21 protein-coding genes are annotated in these 22,117 nt (G+C 65.7%); 9 read left to right on the top strand and 12 right to left on the bottom strand.

Annotated elements, in window-relative coordinates; genetic code table 11:
* The first annotated feature begins 49 nt into the window (after positions 1 to 49).
* From ASC89_RS05965 to ASC89_RS05945, 5 genes are all read left to right on the top strand, one after another.
* Positions 50 to 412, top strand: coding sequence for a hypothetical protein (locus tag ASC89_RS05965; RefSeq protein WP_156384519.1), 363 nt, complete (start codon positions 50 to 52; stop codon positions 410 to 412).
* 152 nt (positions 413 to 564) lie between these two features.
* Entirely contained in the window at positions 565 to 1,692 is a 1,128-nt protein-coding gene (locus ASC89_RS05960) for an NADH:flavin oxidoreductase/NADH oxidase (protein WP_055995787.1), read from the top strand.
* A gap of 72 nt (positions 1,693 to 1,764) precedes the next feature.
* Complete coding sequence (locus tag ASC89_RS05955) at positions 1,765 to 2,901, top strand: LuxR family transcriptional regulator (protein ID WP_055995783.1); 1,137 nt, start codon at positions 1,765 to 1,767, stop codon at positions 2,899 to 2,901.
* An 83-nt stretch (positions 2,902 to 2,984) separates the two neighbouring features.
* Positions 2,985 to 3,302: a hypothetical protein gene (locus ASC89_RS05950; RefSeq protein WP_055995780.1), complete on the top strand. Its 318-nt coding sequence runs from the start codon at positions 2,985 to 2,987 to the stop codon at positions 3,300 to 3,302.
* Between the two features lie 165 nt (positions 3,303 to 3,467).
* A complete protein-coding gene (locus ASC89_RS05945) occupies positions 3,468 to 3,896 on the top strand; it encodes a hypothetical protein (RefSeq protein ID WP_055995773.1) in 429 nt (142 codons plus the stop codon).
* 217 nt (positions 3,897 to 4,113) lie between these two features.
* On the opposite strand, the gene ASC89_RS05940 is transcribed toward ASC89_RS05945, so the two are convergent.
* On the bottom strand, positions 4,114 to 5,322 hold the full coding sequence (locus ASC89_RS05940) for a multidrug effflux MFS transporter (protein ID WP_055878424.1): 1,209 nt from the start codon (positions 5,320 to 5,322) through the stop codon (positions 4,114 to 4,116).
* Between the two features lie 237 nt (positions 5,323 to 5,559).
* Here ASC89_RS05940 and ASC89_RS05935 point away from each other — a divergent pair, with 237 nt between their 5' ends.
* Positions 5,560 to 6,222, top strand: a complete 663-nt coding sequence (locus ASC89_RS05935) for a TetR/AcrR family transcriptional regulator (protein WP_055995770.1) — start codon at positions 5,560 to 5,562, stop codon at positions 6,220 to 6,222.
* 365 nt (positions 6,223 to 6,587) lie between these two features.
* The gene (locus ASC89_RS05930; protein WP_055995767.1) at positions 6,588 to 8,423 is read left to right on the top strand and encodes an ABC transporter ATP-binding protein; all 1,836 of its coding nucleotides are present in this window, start codon (positions 6,588 to 6,590) and stop codon (positions 8,421 to 8,423) included.
* 198 nt (positions 8,424 to 8,621) lie between these two features.
* Here the strand turns inward: ASC89_RS05930 and ASC89_RS05925 are convergent, their stop codons facing one another.
* The 5 genes from ASC89_RS05925 to ASC89_RS05905 all read right to left on the bottom strand — a co-directional run bounded on the left by ASC89_RS05925 (position 8,622) and on the right by ASC89_RS05905 (position 14,899).
* On the bottom strand, positions 8,622 to 10,274 hold the full coding sequence (locus tag ASC89_RS05925; RefSeq protein ID WP_055995764.1) for an SDR family oxidoreductase: 1,653 nt from the start codon (positions 10,272 to 10,274) through the stop codon (positions 8,622 to 8,624).
* A complete protein-coding gene (locus ASC89_RS05920; RefSeq protein ID WP_320410458.1) occupies positions 10,271 to 11,482 on the bottom strand; it encodes an NAD(P)/FAD-dependent oxidoreductase in 1,212 nt (403 codons plus the stop codon). The genes ASC89_RS05925 and ASC89_RS05920 overlap by 4 nt, the downstream gene beginning before the upstream one ends.
* Positions 11,483 to 11,536: 54 nt before the next feature.
* Positions 11,537 to 13,450: a potassium transporter Kup gene (locus ASC89_RS05915; RefSeq protein WP_055878435.1), complete on the bottom strand. Its 1,914-nt coding sequence runs from the start codon at positions 13,448 to 13,450 to the stop codon at positions 11,537 to 11,539.
* Between the two features lie 276 nt (positions 13,451 to 13,726).
* The gene (locus ASC89_RS05910) at positions 13,727 to 14,341 is read right to left on the bottom strand and encodes an NADPH-dependent FMN reductase (RefSeq protein WP_055995759.1); all 615 of its coding nucleotides are present in this window, start codon (positions 14,339 to 14,341) and stop codon (positions 13,727 to 13,729) included.
* Positions 14,342 to 14,602: 261 nt separating this feature from the next.
* Positions 14,603 to 14,899, bottom strand: coding sequence for a hypothetical protein (locus ASC89_RS05905; protein ID WP_055878440.1), 297 nt, complete (start codon positions 14,897 to 14,899; stop codon positions 14,603 to 14,605).
* Between the two features lie 264 nt (positions 14,900 to 15,163).
* Here ASC89_RS05905 and ASC89_RS05900 point away from each other — a divergent pair, with 264 nt between their 5' ends.
* Positions 15,164 to 15,487, top strand: a complete 324-nt coding sequence (locus ASC89_RS05900) for a hypothetical protein (protein ID WP_055995756.1) — start codon at positions 15,164 to 15,166, stop codon at positions 15,485 to 15,487.
* 105 nt (positions 15,488 to 15,592) lie between these two features.
* On the opposite strand, the gene ASC89_RS05895 is transcribed toward ASC89_RS05900, so the two are convergent.
* The 3 genes from ASC89_RS05895 to ASC89_RS05885 form a co-directional block, all read right to left on the bottom strand.
* Entirely contained in the window at positions 15,593 to 16,351 is a 759-nt protein-coding gene (locus ASC89_RS05895) for a pyridoxine 5'-phosphate synthase (protein ID WP_055995753.1), read from the bottom strand.
* Between the two features lie 117 nt (positions 16,352 to 16,468).
* Entirely contained in the window at positions 16,469 to 17,356 is an 888-nt protein-coding gene (locus ASC89_RS05890; protein WP_244488406.1) for a DMT family transporter, read from the bottom strand.
* A gap of 51 nt (positions 17,357 to 17,407) precedes the next feature.
* Positions 17,408 to 17,779 (bottom strand): helix-turn-helix domain-containing protein, encoded by a 372-nt coding sequence (locus tag ASC89_RS05885; protein WP_055995750.1) that lies wholly within the window; start codon positions 17,777 to 17,779, stop codon positions 17,408 to 17,410.
* Between the two features lie 106 nt (positions 17,780 to 17,885).
* Here ASC89_RS05885 and ASC89_RS05880 point away from each other — a divergent pair, with 106 nt between their 5' ends.
* Positions 17,886 to 18,752 carry an NAD(P)-dependent oxidoreductase gene (locus tag ASC89_RS05880; RefSeq protein ID WP_055996691.1) on the top strand — a complete coding sequence of 289 codons (867 nt, stop codon included), beginning with the start codon at positions 17,886 to 17,888 and terminating at the stop codon, positions 18,750 to 18,752.
* A 36-nt stretch (positions 18,753 to 18,788) separates the two neighbouring features.
* On the opposite strand, the gene ilvN is transcribed toward ASC89_RS05880, so the two are convergent.
* The 3 genes from ilvN to ASC89_RS05865 form a co-directional block, all read right to left on the bottom strand.
* Positions 18,789 to 19,343: an acetolactate synthase small subunit gene (ilvN, locus tag ASC89_RS05875; RefSeq protein ID WP_055878448.1), complete on the bottom strand. Its 555-nt coding sequence runs from the start codon at positions 19,341 to 19,343 to the stop codon at positions 18,789 to 18,791.
* Between the two features lie 137 nt (positions 19,344 to 19,480).
* Positions 19,481 to 21,250: an acetolactate synthase 3 large subunit gene (locus ASC89_RS05870; protein ID WP_055995747.1), complete on the bottom strand. Its 1,770-nt coding sequence runs from the start codon at positions 21,248 to 21,250 to the stop codon at positions 19,481 to 19,483.
* 285 nt (positions 21,251 to 21,535) lie between these two features.
* Complete coding sequence (locus ASC89_RS05865; RefSeq protein ID WP_055995744.1) at positions 21,536 to 22,114, bottom strand: TetR/AcrR family transcriptional regulator; 579 nt, start codon at positions 22,112 to 22,114, stop codon at positions 21,536 to 21,538.
* Between the last annotated feature and the right edge of the window lie 3 nt (positions 22,115 to 22,117).

Here is a 22,117-nt window from a genome sequence, read left to right as displayed (position 1 = left end):
GTCTCGGGGGAGACGATGCGGCACGTCCTCTCGTCATTGGGGGGACAAGATGACTTCTGTATTTCGTACAGCCGCATCGGCGGCATGTCTTATGTTGCTGGCCGGCTGCAGCGGTGACGCCTGGATCACCGGCGGCGAGTTGATCCGCCCGGGTGAGCCCACCGGGACGATCACCGTGGTCAACGGCACTAGCCGGGTGATCGACGTCATCCTGATTTCCGAGTGCGGCGCCTCGACCTACGGGCTCGACCGGCTGCCCGACACCGTCGCCCTCGGGTCCGGGCAGAGCTACAGCTTCACTGTTTCGGCGGGCTGCTGGGATGTCGATGCTGGCTCGGTTGGCTATGGCGAAGCCCGCCAGCGCCTCAGTGTGGCCGCCAACGGCATCACCGAGTACACCGTTACCGACTAGCACGATCCCGTTATTTGCCTTCGAGGCCGGGCTCCGGTCCGGCTGACACGGCCGCGTGGGCGCGCTGTCCGATCACTTCATCGGCACTTGCCGATGGATGCCGACCGGTGCATGGTGCGGCCGACTTCAACCCAGTGCAGCAAACCTCCCATATGTCCCAGCTTTTCTCGCCGTTCACACTGCGTGGCCTGACCATGCGCAATCGCACGGTCATCGCACCGATGTGCCAGTATTCGGCCCAGCACGGTCTCGCCAATGACTGGCACTTCGTGCATCTGGGGCGCTTTGCGCTCGGCGGCTTCGGCCTCGTCATCCTCGAGGCGACCGGTGTCACGCCCGAGGCACGCATCTCGTATGGCGACCTCGGGTTGTGGAACGACGAGCAGATCGCGCCGCTCAAGCACATCGTCGAGTTTCTGAAAGCCGAAGGCGCGGCGACCGGTATCCAGCTCGGCCATGCCGGCCGCAAGGCAGCGACGCCGATCGCATGGCGCCGCGGCTTTGATGAAACCGAAGCCGACAAGCGCGACTACGCCTACGAGACCTGGGTGCCTGAAGCCCCCAGCGCCGAACGCCATTCCGACAATCCCAATTTCCAGATGCCGCTGGCGCTCGACAAGGCGGGGATCCAGCGGGTCGTGCAGAGCTTCGCCGATGCCGCCCGCCGGGCTGACCAGGCCGGCTTCGATACGGTCGAGATCCACGGCGCGCATGGCTACCTGATCAGCCAGTTCCTGTCGCCGCTCGCTAACCACCGCACCGACGAATATGGCGGCAGCCGCGAGAACCGCATGCGTTTCGCCCTCGAGGTAACCGAGGCGGTCCGCGCCGCCTGGCCCGAGGACAAGCCGCTGATCGTACGGCTGTCGGTGACCGATGGCAGCCCCGGTGGCTGGGGCATCGAGGACTCGATCGTCTTGTCGCGCGAGATGCAAGCGCTGGGCGTCGACATGATCCACTGCTCGTCAGGCGGCTTCGACGGCTATTCGCTGAAGGCGGCGCCGCTCTACCAGGTGGAACTATCCAAGGCGATCCGCGCCGCCGGTGTTCCGACGATCGCCGTCGGGCTCATCGATGACGCGAACGATGCCGAGCGCATCCTCAACGAGGGCGAGGCGGATCTCGTGGCTTTTGCGCGTACCGCGCTCGAAGACCCCAACTGGCCGGTGCATGCGCGCCACACGCTGGAAGGCGGCGGCGATGCCTACCAGCTGTGGCCCAAGCAGGCCCGCAGCCGCATCCGCGACCGCGATCGCGCGCTGGGCATTCGACAGTCATAATACGACTCTTGCCAAACGCTCCCGACCCGACCTAAGGTCTCGGCGCCGGGGGCGTCCAGGCGGAATACCACAGTGAACGAGTCTGAGGCCCTCTCCGGGCTGGTCGGCCAGATCTACGACGCAGCCATCGATCCGGGCTTCTGGCCCGGTGTCTTGCGGGAAACAGCGCGGTTTGTCGGCGGCTGTTCCGCCGCCATCTACAGCAAGGACCCCACCAGTCGTTCAGGCGGCGTGCTCTATGACGACGGTGGCCTGTCGCTGGCCTATCGCACGGCCTACTTCGAGCGCTACGTGCAGCTCGACCCCGCCACGACGCGACACTTCTTCACCGAGATCGGCGAGCTGGTCTCCACCATCGACATCATGCCGCACGCCGAGTTCCAGCAGTCGCGCTTTTATCGCGAGTGGGTGCAGCCACAGCAGCTGGTGGATTTCGTCAGCACCGTGCTCGACCGCTCCGGGACCTCGGCCTCGATGTTCGGGGTGTTCCGCCACGAGCGCGACGGCATCGTCGATGAGGCGACGCGCCACCGCATGCAACTGGTGGTGCCGCATATTCGACGGGCGGTGCTGATCGGCCGGGCCCTGGAGCAGCATTCGGCGCGCGCCGAGGTGCTGGCGAGCTCGCTCGACACCATTCGGGCCGGCATGTTCCTGATCGGCGCCAACGGCGCGCTGGTGCACGCCAACGCCGCCGGCCATGGGCTGATTGCGCCGGGAGGACCGCTGCGTGTCGCTTCCGGCCGGCTCGTTACCACCGATGCCGCGCTGGAACAGTGCCTGCGCGACGCGGGCTCGTTCGACGAGGGGGGCGACGCACTGCTCGGCGAGCGCGGCATCGCCCTGCCGCTCACCGGCCCTGGCGGGGAGGCACTGGTCGCCCATGTGCTGCCGCTGAGCTCGGGCTTTCGCCGCCAGGTTCGCACCAGCACCGCTGCCGTGGCAGCGCTGTTCGTGCAGCGCGCCGAACTGCACATCGAAACGGCGCCCGAAGCGCTGATCCGCGCCTATGGACTGACGCCGGCCGAGTTGCGGGTGCTGCTTGCCATCGTCGAGATCGGCGGCGCGCCGGAGGTCGCCGAGGCGCTTGGTGTCAGCGAGACGACGGTGAAGTTCCATCTACGCCGGCTGTACGAGAAGACCGGCAGCCGTCGGCACGCGGACCTCGTGAAGCTGCTCGCCGGCTTCACCAGCCTCGCCAGCACATGACGGCCCATCCGATCGGAGGGCGAAGGCGCCGCGGGGATCGGCAATATCGGCGGCACGGGGGGCTCCTTCAACGGAGCCAAGTTATGACCAGATCGATGATCCTGCTGTCCGTGGTGTGCCTCTGCCTCGTCCCAGGCTTCGCCGCGGCGGCGACACGGGTCACCGAGCAGCAGGTCCGCAACGTCTGCGGCAAGAACCTGCAATCAGGCGGCGGCGCGATCGGCTGTTCAAAGAAATGCGGCAACACGGTCTGCGACTACGGCTGCTACAAGGACAAGTGCAACGTGATCGTGTTCAGGGCCGCACCGGCCGCCGGAACGCATGTGCCGATTGAGCGCGGATCCCTGCTTTCAGGCCCCGGCGAGTCACCTTCCCCACCGCCGCCGCCAAGCATCGAGTAGCAGCCCCCACCCGCGTTGCTACTTCGATACGGCCGGTGAGCCCCACGCTCACCGGCCGTTCATTTTCCCACGCTAATGATCCGACTTCCGTCGCAATCGCCGTGCCTCCTTGCATGCCGACAGCGCCGCACCCATCTTCGGATCACCACGGGAGAATGACGCCGAATGACCAGCAAAGCCGCCCTCTTCGCCTTGCTCGCCATGTGGGGCGTCGGCTCCACCAGCTGCCTTCCGGCTTTCGCCGAGGATACCCCCACCGAATCCGCCAGCGATGCCAAGACCAGCAAAGCCGGTCTCGTCGATCGGGTGTGGACCAAGGCCGATGGCGACCTGCCCGGCGTAATGAAGATCTTCCTCTCCGATGGCACGCTGGTGCAGGATTCCTGCTGGGAAACCCACCGGCTCTCCGCCTGGGAGCTCACCTCGGATACCGCTCTCAAGTGGAACGAGGACGGCATGGATATCAATGCCGACATCGTCTCCCTGACCGACGCCGAGCTGGTGCTGAGCCTCAAGCTCGGCAGCGACGCGGTGGAGGAGAAGTATGTGACGGCGACTGTGCCGTATGTCTGCCCGGATATGCCGAAGAGCTGATCGACAGGGTCGACTGATAGAGACGGCCCCCTCCCGGCCTCCCCCATAAAGGGGGAGGTGAAGAGTCGACGCTCTGTCTTCGATCGTGCGAAATACACTGCAGGAGCACCTCCCCCTTTATGGGGAAGATGGGAGGGGGCCGTCCGCTTCAGTCATCCCCCAAGAGAAAAGGCGCGGAAGTTTCCTCCCGCGCCCGCTTCCCTGCATGGGATAGCTGTTATTCCGCCGGTGCGCCGACGACCGGAGTGACCGTGGTGCGGATGGTCAGCTGGGTCAGGATGAAGGCGAGGATGGCGCAGATGGCGAAGCCGACCACCATCGGGATGGCGGTGCCATCGTGGAAGGCTCCGACAATCCCCATCACCACGGCGCCGAGCACCATCTGCAGCGTGCCCATCAGGGCCGATGCGGTGCCAGCAAACTCGCCATGCTCTTCCATCGCCAGGACGCCAGTGGTCGGCAGCACCAGGCCGAGGAAGCCGAAGGCGATGAACATCAGGCCCGAAAGCACCCACATGCTGTCGATGCCGGCGACGAAGATGCCGGCCAGCAGCGCCATCGACAGCGCAAAGCCGGTTACCGCCGTGCGCACCACCCGCTGCAAGCCGAAGCGCTTCACCATGAAGCCGGTCGACTGCGACACCGCAAAGAACGAGATCGCGTTGACCGAGAAGGCGAGGCTGTATTCGGTCGGCGTCAGCCCGTAGTGCTCGATGAACACGAAGCTGGAGTTGCCGATGAAGGCCATGAAGGCCGACATGCCGAAGGCGCCGATGAAGGTGAGCCCGAGGAAGTTCCAGTCCTTCAGCAGCATGCCGTAGCCGCGAATGGCGCTGCCGATGGTCGATTCGGTGCGCTGGTGCTTGGGACGCGTTTCCTTGAGCGCGACGATCGACAGGATCAGGCCGAACACGCCGACCGCACCCATCACCCAGAACAGCAGCCGCCAGTCGCCGAAAGCGATGACCACACTGCCCGCCAGCGGCGCAAGAATCGGGGAGATCGAGAACACCAGCATGATGAGGCTGAACAGCTGTGCGGCCTCGGCGCCGGTATACTCGTCACGCACGATGGCGCGCGGCAGCGACATTGCCGCGCAACCACCGATACCCTGGATGAACCGCGAAACGATCAGCCATTCAACAGAAGGCGCCACGGCGCAGCCGATCGAGCCGGCGATGAACACCAGCGTGCCGATATAGAGCGGTGGCTTGCGGCCGATCATGTCGCTGATCGGACCATAGATCAGCTGTCCCACAGCGAAAGCGGCCATGAAAGACATCAGGCTGAGCTGCACCGACGCGTCGGTGACGCCCAGTTGCCCGCCGATTTCCGGCAAGGCCGGCAGATACATGTCGATGGCGACCGGGCCGATCACCGACAACAGGCCAAGCACGATGGCCATACGGATGAGTTTTGCGTTCATAGCAGTAAATCCCAACACTGCTTGTGTGACTGAGAGCGAGCAGGCGATCCGGCAACGAGCGTCGGACAGAGTTCGGCCGCGCGCGGATCACCCCCGCGCGTCGTTTGCCTCCCTCGCCGGTGTACCCGGTTCAGCTGCCGCTTGAATGACACCCGAGTCCACAAAATTGGACACTAGTGTCAAAGTGAGTTTTGGACACTCTTGTCCAATTCGTCAAGTGCTATTATCATCCTCCGCATGGAGATCAGCCACGACCTCGTTCGCAGCCCTGCCATGCAGCGGGGGAACTACAACAAGCGATGCGCCATCATCAGCGCCGCCACGGCGGTGTTCGTGCGCGATGGCTATGTCGGCGCCAGTATCGACGCGATCGCCGAAGAGGCGAACGTCTCGCGGCAGACGATCTACAACCAGATCGGCGACAAGGAACGGCTGTTCGTCGAGGTGGTGCGTGGCATCAACGAGCAAGGCAGCGCGCGGCTGGTCGAGACGCTCGCCACCTTCCCCGATGCGCCGCAGGATATCGGCCGCGAACTGGTGGAGTTCGCCATCCGGCTGACGCGCAATTGCCTTTGCGACGAGGGTTCGCGGGCGCTGCGCAAGCTGATCGAGAACGAAGGCAGCCGCTACCCCGAGCTGTTCGAGACCTGGAAGGACTATGGCCCGGGCAAGAACTGGCCGGCCATTTCGGCCCGTTTCGCGCGCCTGGCGCACGACGGCGATATCGAGCTCGATGACCCTGACCTGGCGGCCCGGCAGTTCATGGCGCTGATCCGCGCCGACCTGCCGAACGAGCCGGGCGCGACGGTCAGCGACGCCGAGCTCGAACAGGCGGCGCGCAATGGCGTGCGAACATTCTTGCGCGCCTACGGCAAGCGCGACGCCGCCCTGGCGCTGTAGAAGCTGGGCTGACGAGTTGAAGCACTCGCAGCCGAGATGGCCCACCGTCCCGCCTCCCCCACCGGCTGTCATCCCAGCGAAAGCTGGGACCCAACTCGCCTCCAGCGCAGGCGGTGAAATGGGTCCCAGCTTTCGCTGGGATGACACCGAGTATGTGGACCACCTAGTGCAACCGATCATGAGACGATCTACTCGAGTGTAGCCGACCGGCCACACCCAGCCTGCCGATCACAGGTCCCCCGGTTGCCCGGCGCGCAGGCTCGGCCTATGGTCCGCTTCCCAAACCGCTGCCCCCAGGGAGTTCAGAATGAAAGCGACGCTGTCCCACCAGAAAGGAGCCTATTTCAGCAAGGACACCCCGCTTCATGCCTTCTCACTCCCCGCGCGCGAGGAAAAACCCGCAGCGCCCTAACCGCTTTCGCAGCCTCTTCGCCAACCCGACCGATCCCGCTGCCCGGCAGCGCAATCGTTCGCGAGCGCAAAAGTTCGTTTCCTACTATCGGCCGCACCTGCCGCTGCTCGTGGCGGACCTCTGCTGCGCCATCCTCGTTGCCGGCACCGCTATCGCGCTGCCGCTCAGCGCCAACTTTGTGACGACGCGCCTGCTCGCCCTGCCCGAAGCGCCCGAGGCGTTCTGGCAGATCCTCTTCATCGGCGCGTTGATGCTTGCCATCCTCGCGGTCGAAGTGGCGGCGACCTTCTTCGTCGACTACCAGGGCCACGTCATGGGCGCCCGAATCGAGGCGGCGGTGCGCCAGGAGCTGTTCGAGCACTGCCAGAAACTGTCCTTCGGTTTCTACGACCGGCAACGCACCGGCCAATTGATGAGCCGGATCAGTAACGACACGCTGTGGCTGGGCGAACTGTTCCACCACGGCCCGGAAGACCTGGCCATCGCGGTGTTCAAGTTCGGCGGCGCCATGCTGGTGCTGTTCTTCATCGATCCGGTGCTAGCCGCCCTGATTCTCGCCCTCACCCCGTTCGCGGTGGCCTATGCGCTGCATTTCAACCGGCGGATGAACCGGGCGCTGGAACGGAGCAAACAGCAGATCGCGGCGGTGAACGAGCGGGTCGAGGACGCACTGGCGGGTATCCGGGTCGTTCAGTCCTTCACCAACGAGGGGCTGGAGACCGATCGCTTCGCCGAGCAGAACCGCCGCTTCGTGGTCAGCCGCGCCGATGGCTATCGCTCGGAGGCCTGGTTCTCGGCGGGGACCGAAAGCTTTGCCCAGCTGGTCACCATCATGGTGGTGGTGGTTGGGGCGCTGCGCATCCTCTCGGGTGAGCTGACGGTCGCCGAAATGCTGACCTTCCTGCTCTGCGTCGCGGTGCTGGTCGATCCGGTCAAGCGGCTCGCCAACTTCGCCCGCCTGCTGCAGGAGGGCTATACCGGGTTCGTGCGCGCCATGGAGATCCTCGAGGTCGAGCCTGATATCACCGACCGGGCCGGTGCGGCGCCGATGCCGGTGCCGCGCGGGGCGATCCGCTTCGACGACGTGACCTTCCGCTACGAGTCGAGCGGGCCGCAGGTGCTCAGCAGGCTGTCGCTCGACATCGCCCCAGGTGAGTTCGTAGCGCTGGTCGGCCCGTCTGGAGTGGGCAAGAGCACGCTCTGTGCGCTGATCCCGCGCTTCTACGATGTCGATGCGGGCGCCATCCGGATCGATGGGCGCGACATCCGCGATGTGCAACTGGCCTCGCTCCGCCGGCATGTCGCGGTGGTGCAGCAGGATGTCTACCTGTTCGCCGGCTCGGTGGCCGAGAACCTGCGCTATGGCAGGCCCGACGCCACCGACGCCGAGGTCCAGGCCGCCGCTCGGGCCGCCAATGCGCATGAGTTCATCATGGCTTTGCCCAACGGCTACGACACCGATGTCGGGCAGCGCGGCGTCAAGCTCTCGGGCGGCCAGAAGCAGCGCCTCACCATCGCCCGCGCCTTCCTCAAGGACCCGGCGATCCTGATCTTCGACGAGGCGACGAGCGCGCTCGACAACGAGAGCGAGCGGGCGGTGCAGCAGGCGCTGCTGACCCTCGCCAAGGGACGGACCACCATCGTCATCGCGCACCGGCTCTCCACCGTGCGCCATGCCGACCGCATCCTGGTGCTCACCCGCGATGGCGTGGCTGAAGAGGGAACGCATGAGGCGCTGGTGGCGCGGGATGGAGTTTATGCGGCGCTGCATAGTGTGGCGAGTATCTAGCGGGGGAACTGGCCACCTGTCCCTTCTCCCCTCAGGGGAGAAGGTGGCCGAAGGCCGGTTGAGGGGTGAAGCGGTGCAGCGAGCGCTCGCTGAGAAGCTGAACCCCTCACCCTAGTTCCGCTACGGACCTGACGGTCCTAGCTGCACTAGCCCTCTCCCCTCAGGGGAGAGGGGACGCTGAGGAACGGTCCGTGATCCCTAAAGCACCAGATACCCCCGATACGCCACCAGCCTTCCGAACAGCGGCAGGCCGATATCGACCTCGAAGCGGTGGCGGCCGCCCTCGTCGACCCGCTCCTCGGCAGTGATGCGGGGCAGCAGCAGGCCGGGGAGCGGCACGTTCCAGATCCGGCCAGAGACGCGCTGCATGTCGAGCCCGTCGCCGCGCGGCACCAAACGCATGCGGATGGCGACGGCACCGAAGCGCTCCTCGATCAGCCCGTCGGGTGCCGCGCTCATCACCGAGCGCATCGGCCGGTCGGCGAAGAAGCGCGTCCAATGCTCCCTGCCCTCGCGGCTCTCGATCACCACCCGCACCGGCAGCCGGCCCTCGTCGAGCGGCAGGCCGAGGCGTTTGGCGAGGAAGCGGGCGACCGGGTTGGTGGCTGGGGCCACCACTGCCTCGCCTTCGGCGATCACCGCCGGCCGGCCGCGATGCAGCCGCCGCGTCACCTCGGGCAAGCGGTCGAACCCCTCGCCCATCACCCGCCGGTAGAGCGGCTTCTCGCCCCGGAACGCCACCTGCTTGGTCTCGATGGCGAGGCCTTCGAGCCAAGGCTTGATCTGCTCGAGGCTGACGACGCCGGCGGCCGAGCGGGCGCCACCGCGCAGCCGGCCGCCAAAGGTCAGCTGCTCGATGATCGCCGCCGTCGGCAGCACCGGCACATAGGGGCCGTCGCCATTGGCGGCCCGCAGCCACCAGCGCACCACGCGTGGGTCGCCGCGAGCATCCTGCCCGGCCGCCTCGACCAGCATGCCGCCATCGGCGGTGCCGAAACGATCGAGCCAAAGTGCGATCTGCGTTCCGAGGCCGGCGAATACGCCCGCCGATTTGACCAGCCCCCAGCGCACCGGCACCGCGGCGACGCCGATCAGCCAGTTGAGCACCGGCAGCTCCATTCCGGCATCGAACCCAGCTCGTACCCGCGGCGCAAAGCGCGCGGGCAGCAGGTCGAGATCGGGAACGTCGGCCGACATGGCGCGGCGAGGAGGCAGCCCTTCGATGGTGACCGAGCGGCCGCCGCTCCAGCCGCGGCCCCGCTCCCAGCCGGCCTCGCGGAACACCCGGACCGGCTGACCAACCCAGCTCAGGATACCCTCGATGACCGAGCGGCCCTTGGGCGTCCTGTTGCCGGGGACGATTGCAACATCCACGCTGTCGACGGCGAGCCAGGCGCTGGTGACCTGGTCAAGCACGGCGTGGGTCAGCCCAGGCGTCGAGCTGGCGCCCGAGATCACCGAGATGGCGACGGCGCGGGCCGCACTGTCGAACCTGGCGATGCCGGCAACGAACGCCCTCGAGTCGGCGATGTCGACATAGTGGCAGCGCGCGCCGATCGCCGCCTCGATCAGTTGGGTGCCGCTGAGCTGGAACGGGCCGGAGCAATCGACGACGACGTCGCAGTCGATCTCTTTCAGCCGTTCGACGCCGATGCGGTCGCGATCGATCAAGACGAAGCCGTATTCGCCCTGCTCGTCGATTGTCCGCAACTCGCGCTGCAGCGCCACTGCCCGGCGTTCGGTGCGCCCACCGAGGCTGACGCGAAAGCCCTTGCGGCGCGCCAAGAGGCGCGCCAGGCGTGAACCGAATACGCCGGCGCCGCCGACGATAAGGATATGCGGGCGGCTCATGCCGCAACCTCGCGTAACGATTCCGTTTCCAGTTGCAACGCCTTGAGCGGGTTGAGCAACTGCCCCGACACCATGGCGGCGAGCAGCCAGGGCAGCGGCGGCAGCCTGGCTACCGCCGACACCAGCACGTCGCGCGCCAGCGGCAGCAGCACGCCATCGGATTGGTAGAACGGGGTGAGCGTAAGCGACAGCAATTGGTAGAGCCGCACGTGCCAACGCCGCAACCGCGCATACTCACTCAGGGCCTCACCGACCGAGGCGGCCCCGGCAAGCGCTCCGGCCAGCGCCGCGGCATCGAGCAGCGCCATATTGGCCCCCTGCCCGAGCTGCGGGCTGGTGGCGTGGGCGCTGTCGCCGATGAAGACGATGCCGTCGCCGGCCGGAACCGCGAGCGTATGGTGGGCATAGCGCGCCAGCGTCATCTCGTCGAAGCCGCGGATCGCCTCGAGATGCGGCGCCGTTTCCGGCCAGTGCCCCAGTACTTCGTCGCGCCAGCCATCGATGCCGGCGGCCTGCAGCGCCTCGAAGGTTTCGGGCTTGAGGCTCCAGAAAAACGCCGCGAGCTCCGGTCCGTCGCGGCGCTGGCGGCCGACCGGCAGCACGCCGATCATCACGCTGGCCTTGCGATAGCGCTGCATCAGCGCATCGCGGCGGAACCCTTGATCGACCCAGGGCACCGTGCCCCAGATGGCGCCGAAGCTCAGCGGCCGCGAGGTGCTCGGCAGCTTCGCCTCACGCTTCAGTGGCGAGGCCGAACCCAGCGCGTCGACCACCAGATCGAACGGCCCTTCACGCCCCTGCGGGGCGCGCAGCCACTGCTTGCCACCGGCGCGCTCCAGCGCCTCGATGGCGAAGCCGGTGCGGATCGGCAGACGCTCGGCCACCACGGCGTCATGCAGCACATTGAACAGCGCCGCGCGGTGGACGGCGATGGCGTGCACATCGGGGCCGAGGGGGCGATAGCTCACGTCGAGCACCACCCGGCCACTCTGCGCGTCGGTGCCGATCAGCCGCTCGACTCGCGAGCCGAGCGCGGCGATCTCGGGATAAAGGCCAAGTGCCGCCAGCACGGCGAGGCCGGTGGGCTGCAGCATCAAGCCCGAACCGAGCGGGCGTGGCGTCTCGAAGCGCTCGAACAGCCGGACGCGATGGCCGGCGCGGCTCAGCAGCAGCGCCGCAGCCAGTCCGCCCGGGCCAGCGCCCGCGATCGCAATATCAAGTGATTTCAGCAGTCTCGCGTCCCCAGGGTACCCGAGGACGGACTAGATCACCACCTGCGTGCCGATTTCAACCACACGGCCGGTAGGAATATGGAAGTATTCCGTTGCGTCGGTGGCGTTACGGGCGAGACCGATGAAGATCCGGTCGAGGAAGAGCGGCGCGCCACCCTTCAGCGACGGCTTCAACGAGCGGCGCGACAGGAAGAAGGACGTCGACATGATGTCGAACTTCCAGCCGAGCTTGCGAGCCAGCGCCAGTGCTTTGGGGATGTTCGGCGTCTCGATGTAACCGAAGGTCACCACCACGCGGTAGAACAGGTCGTTATAGGCATCGATCCTGATCTTCTCCTCGTCGGCGACACGCGGCCGATCCGAGGTGACCACGGTCAGGATGACGTTGTGCTCGTGCAACACTTTATAGTGCTTGAGGCTGTGCAGCAGCGCCGTCGGCGCGCCCTCGATGTCGGAGGTGAGGAACACCGCTGTGCCGGGGACGATGGTCGGCTTCTTCTTGGCGAGGTTTTCGACCAGGAACTCGAGCGGCACCTCGTCACGCCGGGTCTTTTCGGCCAGCCGGCGGCGGCCCCAGATCCAGATCGTCATCATCGAGGCGATCAGCGTCGCGACCACGGCCGGCACCCAGCCGCCCTGCGAGAATTTTGCGGCGTTGGCGATGAAGAAACTGGTGTCGATCACCAGCAGCGGGGCGATCACCACCACCGCGACGATGAGGCTCCACTTCCACAGCCGCCACATGACGATGAACAGCAGCACGGCCGTCACCAGCATCTCGCCGGTCACCGCGATGCCGTAGGCGGCCGCCAGCGCCGTCGACGAGCGGAAACCGACGACCAGCAGCACGACGCAGATCAAGAGCAGGAAGTTGACCTGCGGCATGAAGATCTGCCCGGCCACCTCCTCGGAGGTGTGGCGCACTTCGAGGCGCGGCAGGAGGTTCAAGTGCATGGCCTGGCGAACCAGCGAATAGGCGCCGGTGATGACCGACTGGCTGGCGATGACGGTGGCGAGCGTTGCCAGGCCCACCATCGGCAAACGGGCCCAGTCGGCCTGCATTTCGAAGAACGGGTTGACCACCTCGTGCGGGTGGCTGAGGACGAAGGCGCCCTGCCCGAAATAGTTGAGCAGCAGGGCTGGGAACACCAGCAGCAGCCAGGCGAGGATAATCGGCCGGCGGCCGAAATGCCCGAGGTCGACATACAAAGCCTCGGCGCCCGTCACCGACAGGAACACCGCCCCCAGCACCACGATCGAGATGCCGGCATGGGTGTAGAGGAAGGTGATGCCATGCGCCGGGTTCAGCGCCATCAGCACCTGCGGCGCATCGGCGATATGCAGCAGACCGGTGCCGCCAAGGACAACGAACCAAATGGCCATCACCGGCCCGAACACCGTCGATACCCGCGCCGTGCCGAAACGCTGCACCATGAACAGCCCGATGATGATCACCACCGTCATCGGCACCACCCAGGGGGTAAGCCGCGGCTCCACCACCTCGAGGCCTTCGACTGCCGAGAGCACCGAGATGGCCGGCGTAATGATCGCATCACCGAGGAACAGCGCACCGCCGACGATGCCGAGCCCGAGGATCCAGGCCGGCCGCTTGGCGAAGGCGTTGCTGGCGAGGGTCATCAGCGACAGGGTGCCGCCTTCGCCCTTGTTGTCGGCGCGCAGCACGAAGATCACGTACTTGACCGTGACCACCATGGTCAGCGACCAGACGATCAGCGACAGCAGCCCGAGCACCTCGGGCTCATTCGGAGAGCCACCGGCCGCGTGCAGTGTGTCGCGGAAGGCATAGAGGGGGCTGGTGCCGATATCGCCGAAGACGACGCCCAGGGCGCCGAGAATGATAAGGGGTAGCTTGCCTGTGGCGTGGCCGGTTTGTTCGGTCGCCGTGGCGCCGGCCGTCACGCCGGACGAAGTGGTCTGGGTCATATGCCCTTCGCTCACCCTGTTATCGGGTGGGCGGCTGTCTACACCCGACCACCGGCGCACTCAACGGTCAAATTCCGCCGAGGCTCGCATTTGCTGATGGACAGTTATGCGGATTTGCGTGGGCACGACAACGGAAAAGGGGCGGCGCCATGGGAAGCGCCGCCCCCGACCGGGGTGCGAAAGGAGGAGAACCCCGGAAGACTGAAGCGCTTCCCGCCCAGGTCAGTGAGCTGGAGGCGTTCATCGAAACGATGAACGCCCAAGCGGTCTCAGACCTTAGGCGGCCTTGGCCGCGGCAGCCGCGGCAGCCGCGTCAGCCTGGCGGGCATTGCGGGTAGCGTTGGTCCACCAGATCAGGTTGTCGAGCATCTCGGGCACGAAGAAGTCGAAATTGGCCTTGGTGTCGTCCCAGCTCTTCTGGCCCATCATGATGGGGATGAAGTCCGAGCCACCGATGTGGACGGCGTGACGGACCGGGACGGCCTGCAGCTCAACCATGATGTTGCGCAGGTGCTCGATAGCACGGGCGCCGCCGACCGAACCGTAGCCGACGAAGGCCACGGCCTTCTTCATGAAGGGCTTATAGGCCCAGTCGATGGCGTTCTTCAGCGCGCCGGTGATCGAGCGGTTGTACTCGGCGGTAACGACGATGTAGCCGTCGAACTCGTTGAGCTTGGCCTGCCACTTGGCGGCGATCTCGTTCGGGGTCGGCATCCAGAAGTCGGACGCGGCCGCATCGAACAGCGGAAGCGGGTAATCCTTCAGGTCGACGATCTCCACTTCGACATCGCCGCGGGCGGCGACGTGGCCGGCAATCCAGCTGGCCGGCTTGTCGCCGAAGCGGGTCGGGCGGATCGAGCTGATGATCACGGCAATCTTGGGTTTGGACATTTGCTGCACTCCAGTATCAAAATGTGACTAGCGGCAAATAAGTGCCCAAGGTGGTACCGCACAAGCAGGCACCTCGATGAAGCGAAGGCACACAATCCAGCCCCGGTTACATCCCTGTTCGTGGGGTTACAGCGTTGTGAGTGAAGCAGTTCCTTCGGTTTCGCGACCCGGGGTCGGGCGTGCGTCGGCCAACGCTGCCCATTCGCACCGGGCGCGAAATGCAGCGTTCGCGATTATCGAACAACCGATAACGGAAGCGTGTCAGCGCAGGCCGAACGAATAAGTCCAGGCCAGCGCCTTGAGCCCGGACTCATCCAGCTCAGGGTGCTTGGGCTGCAGCTGCTCGATGGCGCGCTCGGTGAGGCTTTTCTTGGAGCGCTTCTCCAGCCCGTCGACGGGCTGCTGCAGCTCCTCGAGCAGGCCGAGGATGCGCTGCTTCAACTCAGTGCCTTCGGCTTCACCGAAACGCTGCACCAGATGCGGGGTCTTGGCCCGCGGGAACGGCGAGTTGCCGAAACCGGTATAGAGCACCAGGGCTTCGTTGATCGGGTCGCTCATCGCCTGCTCGTATGCAACTGCTCTCAAAGCCATATGGCAACCCGCCCAATCCGTGAAAGGCTCCAACTTGGTCCATCCACCGTTGAAGCGAAATAAGCGGCAATGGCGGTAGTTAAGTCGGATTTGACGGCCGACCGCAGGTTGCCCGTTAACATATGCGCGAAAGCGCCCAGTTGGGCTGCGGCGTTCACCACGCCTGGTTGTCGCGGTTGCGCCTTGCACGTAGCCAGATCAGTGTCCGCCCATTGTTTTGGGGGATTTGAGATGAAGCTAGTCGCCACGGCCGTGCTCGCCATGACGTTGTTCGCGACCACTGCAGCGGCCGGGCCGCCGCTGCGGCTCTGGGTGAAGAACGCTTCGACGGTGACCATCGACAAACTCTATATCGAGATCATGGGCACCGACTGGGGCGCCGAGCGGCTGCGCGGCAAAACCATCGAACCAAAGGGCAATATGCAGTTCATGCTCGAGGACGGCGTCGACAAATGCGTGGTCGATCTGAAACTGCTGTCGACCGCCGGCAAGGAATACTCCTACCGGGCCCGCCTCTGCGAGGACCACACCTTCACTTTCCGCGGCCGGCCCTAAAGCGCGTCGCGATCTTTCAGATTCGCTCTCTGCGCCTTAGCTTTTGTTTTCACGCATATCTCTGTCCCGAAGCCGGCACCCACTTTCGGGCGACATGCGCAGCCATCAGGCGCAGGCGATCTTGTAGTGCCGCACCGTCTCGGCCATGCCATAGATCAGCGCGTCCGCAGTGATCGCATGGCCGATCGAGACCTCGGCGAGGTCGGGGATCGCGTGCTTCAGCGGCGGCAGGTTGACGAGGTTGAGGTCGTGTCCGGCATTGACCAGCAACCCACCCTGCCCCGGCCGTGCGTTGTGACCGGCGGCGCGGGCCGCATCCGCGGTCTCGCGTAGCGCATCGAGGTGCACGGCTTGCACCTCCGGCCTCAGCGACCCGCCATAGGGGCCGGTATAGAGCTCGACCCGATCCGCCCCGACATTGGCCGCCGCCGCCGGCGCCGCGGGGTCGGCATTGATGAACAGCGACACCCGGATGCCGGCCTTCTTCATCCTCGAGATCGCCGGGGTCAGCACGGCGCGATTGGCCTCGATGTTCCAGCCGTGATCCGAGGTCGATTGCAGGGGATCGTCGGGCACGAACGTCACCTGGTCCGGCGCGGCGCGCTCGACCAGGGTGAGGAAATCCTCGGTCGGGTAGCCTTCGATGTTGAACTCGCGGCCCGGATAATCCTGGCGTAGCAGGGTCACCAGCTCGAACACGTCGGTGCGCCGGATGTGCCGCTCGTCGGGCCGCGGATGCACGGTGATGCCGTCGGCACCGGCATCGAGCGCGATGCGAGCAATACCGACAACGCTCGGCCAGGGCACGGAGCGCCGGTTGCGCAGCATGGCGACGGCATTGAGATTGACGCTGAGATGAGTCATCGCGGGACCTCGGCAGAACGGGGCCGAGGCTTACCGCATCGGACGCCAGCCGGCCAATCGAACGTTTTGATGAGCCCGATCAGCGGCGGAGATGGCCTCGCGCGGCGCGGGCCGGCATCACGCCACCGGCACCAGCCGGCGCTTGCGCTCATCGAGCACCACGATGGTAAGGCCGGCGGCCACCACCAGCACGATGCCGCTGATGGCGAGGAGGTTCGGGAACTGCCCGAACACCACCAAGCCCGACAGCACCGCCCAGAAGGTGAAGAAGTAGTAGAACGGCGCGACGACGCCGGTCGGCCCGACGCGGTAGGCCATGAAGATGAAGAAGTGACCGAAGATCAGGAACAGCCCGGCGCCGGCGAGCAACAGCAGGTGGTGCGTCTGGGGCACCACCCATTGCTCGGTCGCGAGGTGCATCGCCGCTGCCCCGAGCAGGACGACAATAATGGCCGACATGGCGACGATCATCCCCGGCACCTCGGCTGCGATCCGCCGCCCGGCGAGATCGCGCACCGCACAGAGCACCGCATTGGCCAGCGCCAGCACGGCATAGATCGAGATCCCCTGCATGGTCGGCTGCGCCACCATGATGGCGCCGATGAAGCCGATACCGATCAGCGCCATCCGCACTCCGCCGATCCGTTCGCGGAACAGGATGGAGGCGCCGAGCAGCACCAGCAGCGGGGTGATCTGCCCCAGCGCCGAGGCATCGGCGATCGGCATGTTGGCGAGCGCCACGACGTAGCAGAGGATCGCCACGGTCTCGGCGAGGTTACGCGCCAAGACCCGCCGCTCGAACACCAGCGGCAACTGCCGGCCATAGCCCAGCACCAGCATCAGCGGCAGCCCCCAGATGAGGCCGGCGCAACCGCGCAGCATCAGCACCTGGTAGGGCGGCAGGCCCTCGGTCGCGAGTTTCATCAGCGTGTCGTTGATCACATACGAACAGGTCGCGATGACCATGAACAAGGGCCCGCGAAACGGGTGCGATGCGAACGACACTGGTGACTTCCCCTCGAAGAAAAGCCGGGATCGCTCCCGGCCCCTGCCCTTCTACATGCTTTCCGAGCCGTGCGAAATCGCCGATGCCTTGCGCTGCCGCCTCGCGCTGATCTCGGTGATATGCGCATCCCCCCAGGCGCCCAGCGGCTCCAGCGCCTTGTTGAGCGAAGCGCCCAGTTCGGTCGCCGAATACACCACCTTGGGTGGAATCTCGTGGAACACCTCGCGGTGCACGATGCCGTCGGCCTCGAGTTCGCGCAGATGCTGGATCAGCATCTTCTCGGTGATGCCGGGAACGGCGCGCTTCAGCTCGCCGAAGCGGCAGGGTTTTTCGGCGATGGCCCAGAGCAACAGGGCTTTCCACTTGCCGCTGATCACATCGATCGCCGGGGCTAGCCCGCAGACATAGGGAACCTGCTGCATCTCTCAGCTCCTACTGACTTTTTGGTAAGTACCTGACTTTATTGTAGGTTCTTGCGGGAAAGAAAGCCAGACCTACCTTCTGCGGCACCAAGCAATGGAGCAGCAGATGACCCGAAAGATCACCTTCCTCGGCCTCGGCGCGATGGGCAGTGCGCTCGCCCGCGCCGCCCTCGCCGCGAACCTCGATGTCACGGTGTGGAACCGCACGCCGACGCGTGCCGAGCCGCTGGTGGCGCAGGGAGCCACCGCCGCAGCGGACAGCAGCAGCGCAATCGCCACGACCGACCTCATCGTCATCTGCCTGCTCGACTATCCCTCGGTGCGCGCCGTGCTCGACGCCGCGGGCGCGACGCTCCGCGGCAAGACCATTCTCAATCTCACCAACGGCACGCCGGAGCAGGCGCGCGGGCTGGCGGCATGGGCCGAAGCGGAAGGCGCCGACTACCTCGATGGCGGCATCATGGCCATTCCGCCGATGATCGGCCGACCAGAGACGCTGATCCTCACCAGCGGCTCAGCGGCCGCCCAGGCGACTGCGCACGACGTTCTGGCGAGCTTCGGCTCCAGCCGCTATCTCGGAGGCGACCCCGGCCACGCAGCGCTCTACGACCTGGCGCTGCTCACCGCGATGTACGGCATGTTCGGCGGCTACCTGCAGGGCACTGCGCTGCTCCGGGCCGACGGGATTGCGGCAGCCGACTTCGTCGAGATGGCGCAGGCCTGGCTCACGGCAATGCAAGCGAGCCTGCCCGAGATGGCGCGGCAGATCGATGCTGCCGATTACGGCCGCAACGTCGCCTCCAACCTCGCCATGCAGGACGCCGCCTATGTCAACCTGATCGATGCCAGCCGGGCGCGAAAACTCTCGACCGACCTGATCGAGCCGATGCAGCGGCTGTTGCAAAAGGCGGTGGCCACCGGCCGGGGTGGTCACGACATCGGCAGCATGGCCGAACTGATCCCGCTCGACTGAGCGGGAAGCCGGGGCGGAGTTTCCGCCCCGGTTCTGTCACATGCCTTCCGGCCCACGCGAGATCGCGGCGAGCCCGGTGCGCACCACCTCGATCAGCCCCAGCGGCACCATCAGTGCGATAAAGCTGTCGATCTTCGATGGCTTGCCGGTCACCTCGAAGACGAAGCTCTCGGTGGTGGCATCGACGATCTGGGCGCGGAACGCATCGGCGAGGCGCAGCGCCTCGGCGCGCGGCTCGCCCGAGCCGCCGACCTTGATCAGCGCCAGCTCGCGCTCCAGCGATTTGCCCTCGCTGGTGAGGTCATGCACCCGGTGCACCGGGATCAGCCGCTCGAGCTGCAGCTTGATCTGGGTCAGCACCTTGGGCGTCGCAACCGTAACCACGGTGATACGGCTTAGACCCTTCTCGTGCTCGGTCTCTGAGACCGTGAGACTGTCGATGTTGTAGCCGCGGGCGGCGAACAGCCCGACGATCCGGGCGAGAATGCCCGGTTCGTTATCGACCAGCACGCTCAGCGTGTGCCGCTCCGGAACCTGGGTTTCTGCGGCGAGGAAGTATGCCGAACCGCTCGGCTGCAAATGTGCGTTCATGACTTTCGTACCCTCTCTTGAGGTCCTCCTCCACCGGCGTCATCCCCGCGCAGGCGGGGATCCATCTCTCGTTTCGCGCTTGCGGCGCGATGGATTCCCGCTTCCGTGGGAATGACTTGGGTGGAGGCGGCCCTAACTCAAACCAGCTGCCGGCCTTTTTCGTCGATCACCGCGCCGATATCGTCCTCGAAATCGGGCAGGATCATCTCGTTGTGCGGCTTGCCCGACGGGATCATCGGCAGGCAGTTCTCGTGCTTTTCGACCAGGCAATCGAACAGCACCGGGCCGTCGTAATCGAGCATCTCCTGGATGGCCGCATCGAGCAGCGCCGGATCGGAACAGCGGATGCCCTTGCCGCCATAAGCTTCGGCTAGCTTGACGAAATCGGGCAGGCTCTCGCTGTAGGAGTGTGCATAGCGCCCGCCATGCAGCAGGTCCTGCCACTGCCTGACCATGCCCATCCGCTCATTGTTGAGGATGAACACCTTGATCGGCAGGCGGTACTGCACCGCCGTCGAGAGCTCCTGCATGGTCATCTGCACGCTCGCCTCGCCGGCAATGTCGATGACCAGCGCATCCGGGTGCGCCACCTGCACGCCGACTGCCGCCGGCAGGCCGTAGCCCATGGTGCCGAGGCCACCCGAGGTCATCCAGCGGTTCGGCATTTCGAACGGGAAATGCTGCGCCGCCCACATCTGGTGCTGGCCGACTTCGGTGGTGATGTAGACATCCCGCCCCTTGGTCGCCTGGTAGAGGCGCTGGATGGCGTGCTGCGGCTTGATCGTGGTGGTCGAGTTCTTGAAGCCCAGCGAGTGCTTACTGCGCCAGCCTTCAATCTGCTCCCACCACGGCGCGATCGCCTCGGTGCGCGGCTGGTTGGTCTTGGTGCGCCAGATGCGGACCATCTCTTCCATAACCAGCCCGCTATCGCCGACGATGGCGAGATCTGTGCGGACGTTCTTGCCGATCGAAGACGGGTCGATATCGACGTGAATGCGGGTCGAGCCCGGCGAGAACGCATCGATGCGCCCGGTGATCCGGTCGTCAAACCGCGCCCCGATATTGATCATCAGATCGCAGTCATGCATCGCCATGTTGGCTTCGTAGGTGCCGTGCATGCCGAGCATCCCCATCCACTGCGGGTTGGAGCCCGGGAAGGCGCCCAGCCCCATCAGGGTCGAGGTCACCGGGAAACCGGTCAGTTCGGCCAGCTCGCGCAGCTTCTCGGAGGCTTCCGGGCCCGAGTTGATGATGCCACCGCCGGTATAGAAGATCGGCCGCTCGGCCTTCAGCATCATATCGACGGCGAGTTCAATGGCTTTACTGTCACCAGCTGTGGCGGGATGGTAGCTCTTGTGGCGGCTCGGCCCGATCTCGTCGATGCCGAGATAGGTGCCGAGCGCGAACTGCACGTCCTTGGGGATATCGACCAGCACCGGACCGGGGCGGCCCGAATTGGCGATGTGGAACGCCTCGTGCATGACCCGCGGCAGGTCGTTGACGTTCTTGACCAGGTAATTGTGCTTGGTGCACGAGCGGGTGATGCCGACCGTGTCGCATTCCTGGAAGGCGTCCGAGCCGATCAGCGTCGTCGGCACCTGTGCCGTGATGCAGACCAAGGGGATCGAGTCCATCAGCGCGTCGGTGAGGCCGGTGACGGCGTTGGTTGCCCCCGGACCAGAGGTCACCAGCACGACGCCGACCTTGCCGGTCGAACGCGCATAACCCTCGGCCATGTGCGTCGCGCCCTGCTCGTGGCGGACGAGGATGTGCTGCACCTTGTCCTGCTGGAACATCGCATCATAGATCGGCAACGCTGCCCCGCCGGGATAGCCGAAGATGTGCTCCACCCCGTTATCGACCAGGGCCTGGATCACCATCTCCGCGCCTGTCATCTGCTCGGCCATTTTTCTCATACTCCCCCGGGCTCACCCGGTCTTTCATTCGCAACGCGCCGTCACGGCGGAAATTCGGCAACAAAAAAGGCCCCGTTAGGGACCTTCGAACGAGCGCACCGACCCTCGCAGGGATTTACCCCACGTGCTCGATGCGCCCCACTACTACGATAAGCTTCTGCACGGATCGTGCTCCAAAGATCAGGTGCGGAGTTATGGGGGTGGCGGGGTGGCGGTGTCAAGGGGGCTAGTTTGCCTCCGAGGCGGACGGGGCTGCCCGCGGATGCGTTGGCGTGATCAGCCCACGGGCCGTTCGACGGCGCGCTCGATCAGCCTAGTGAAGGCTCGAGTGGCCGCGTCGAGTTCAACGCGCCCGCCCTGCTGCTCGCGCGCCATCGCTTCGGCGGCGCCGAGCAGGCCGATGCAACACAGGCGAAGCATGTCGGCGGGCATGTCGGCGAATGGCTGCAATTCGCCTTGCATCACCTCGACATACTCGTCGCGCATCACAAGCTGTTGGGCGGCCATCTCTTCGCTGCCCTGCAGGGCAGCCGACAGGGCCGGCCCCTCCACTCCGGCGTCGATGAGGCAGCCGAAATAGGCCGAACTCATCAGCGCCGCCAGGGCGGGGAGCGAGCGGGGCGCGGCGGCCAGGGCCTCGCGCAAAGCGTCGACATAGGCGCGTTCGAGCCTCTCGTAGAGGGCCAGCAGAAGGCCGGGCCGCGTGCCGAAATGCTCGTAGGTCACCGGTCTGCTGACATCGGCGCGTAGCGCGAGCGAGACCAGCGTCAGCGCATCGGCACCCTCCTCTCGAACGATCTTCAGGGCGACGTCGAGCAGTTGCTGGCGACGATCCTCCTTGCTCAGCCGTGCCATCCC

The sequence above is a fragment of the Devosia sp. Root413D1 genome (genome assembly GCF_001425235.1).
In the GTDB taxonomy this organism is placed as follows: Bacteria; Pseudomonadota; Alphaproteobacteria; order Rhizobiales; family Devosiaceae; genus Devosia_A.
Note: the sequence above shows the minus strand (reverse complement) of the source record. Positions and strands in the feature narration are given on the sequence as shown.

Excerpts from the sequence above, each read along its gene's own strand:
- ASC89_RS05935 (WP_055995770.1), top strand. The coding sequence starts at position 5,560 with ATGGAGATCAGCCACGACCTCGTTCGCAGCCCTGCCATGCAGCGGGGG.
- ASC89_RS05895 (WP_055995753.1), bottom strand. The coding sequence starts at position 16,351 with ATGACTCATCTCAGCGTCAATCTCAATGCCGTCGCCATGCTGCGCAAC.
- ASC89_RS05870 (WP_055995747.1), bottom strand. The coding sequence starts at position 21,250 with ATGGCCGAGCAGATGACAGGCGCGGAGATGGTGATCCAGGCCCTGGTC.
- ASC89_RS05930 (WP_055995767.1), top strand. The coding sequence starts at position 6,588 with ATGCCTTCTCACTCCCCGCGCGCGAGGAAAAACCCGCAGCGCCCTAAC.
- ASC89_RS05950 (WP_055995780.1), top strand. The coding sequence starts at position 2,985 with ATGACCAGATCGATGATCCTGCTGTCCGTGGTGTGCCTCTGCCTCGTC.
- ASC89_RS05885 (WP_055995750.1), bottom strand. The coding sequence starts at position 17,779 with ATGCAGCAGGTTCCCTATGTCTGCGGGCTAGCCCCGGCGATCGATGTG.
- ASC89_RS05915 (WP_055878435.1), bottom strand. The coding sequence starts at position 13,450 with ATGACCCAGACCACTTCGTCCGGCGTGACGGCCGGCGCCACGGCGACC.
- ASC89_RS05900 (WP_055995756.1), top strand. The coding sequence starts at position 15,164 with ATGAAGCTAGTCGCCACGGCCGTGCTCGCCATGACGTTGTTCGCGACC.
- ASC89_RS05925 (WP_055995764.1), bottom strand. The coding sequence starts at position 10,274 with ATGAGCCGCCCGCATATCCTTATCGTCGGCGGCGCCGGCGTATTCGGT.
- ASC89_RS05880 (WP_055996691.1), top strand. The coding sequence starts at position 17,886 with ATGACCCGAAAGATCACCTTCCTCGGCCTCGGCGCGATGGGCAGTGCG.
- ASC89_RS05965 (WP_156384519.1), top strand. The coding sequence starts at position 50 with ATGACTTCTGTATTTCGTACAGCCGCATCGGCGGCATGTCTTATGTTG.
- ASC89_RS05910 (WP_055995759.1), bottom strand. The coding sequence starts at position 14,341 with ATGTCCAAACCCAAGATTGCCGTGATCATCAGCTCGATCCGCCCGACC.
- ASC89_RS05865 (WP_055995744.1), bottom strand. The coding sequence starts at position 22,114 with ATGGCACGGCTGAGCAAGGAGGATCGTCGCCAGCAACTGCTCGACGTC.
- ASC89_RS05905 (WP_055878440.1), bottom strand. The coding sequence starts at position 14,899 with ATGAGCGACCCGATCAACGAAGCCCTGGTGCTCTATACCGGTTTCGGC.
- ilvN (WP_055878448.1), bottom strand. The coding sequence starts at position 19,343 with ATGAACGCACATTTGCAGCCGAGCGGTTCGGCATACTTCCTCGCCGCA.
- ASC89_RS05960 (WP_055995787.1), top strand. The coding sequence starts at position 565 with ATGTCCCAGCTTTTCTCGCCGTTCACACTGCGTGGCCTGACCATGCGC.
- ASC89_RS05945 (WP_055995773.1), top strand. The coding sequence starts at position 3,468 with ATGACCAGCAAAGCCGCCCTCTTCGCCTTGCTCGCCATGTGGGGCGTC.
- ASC89_RS05940 (WP_055878424.1), bottom strand. The coding sequence starts at position 5,322 with ATGAACGCAAAACTCATCCGTATGGCCATCGTGCTTGGCCTGTTGTCG.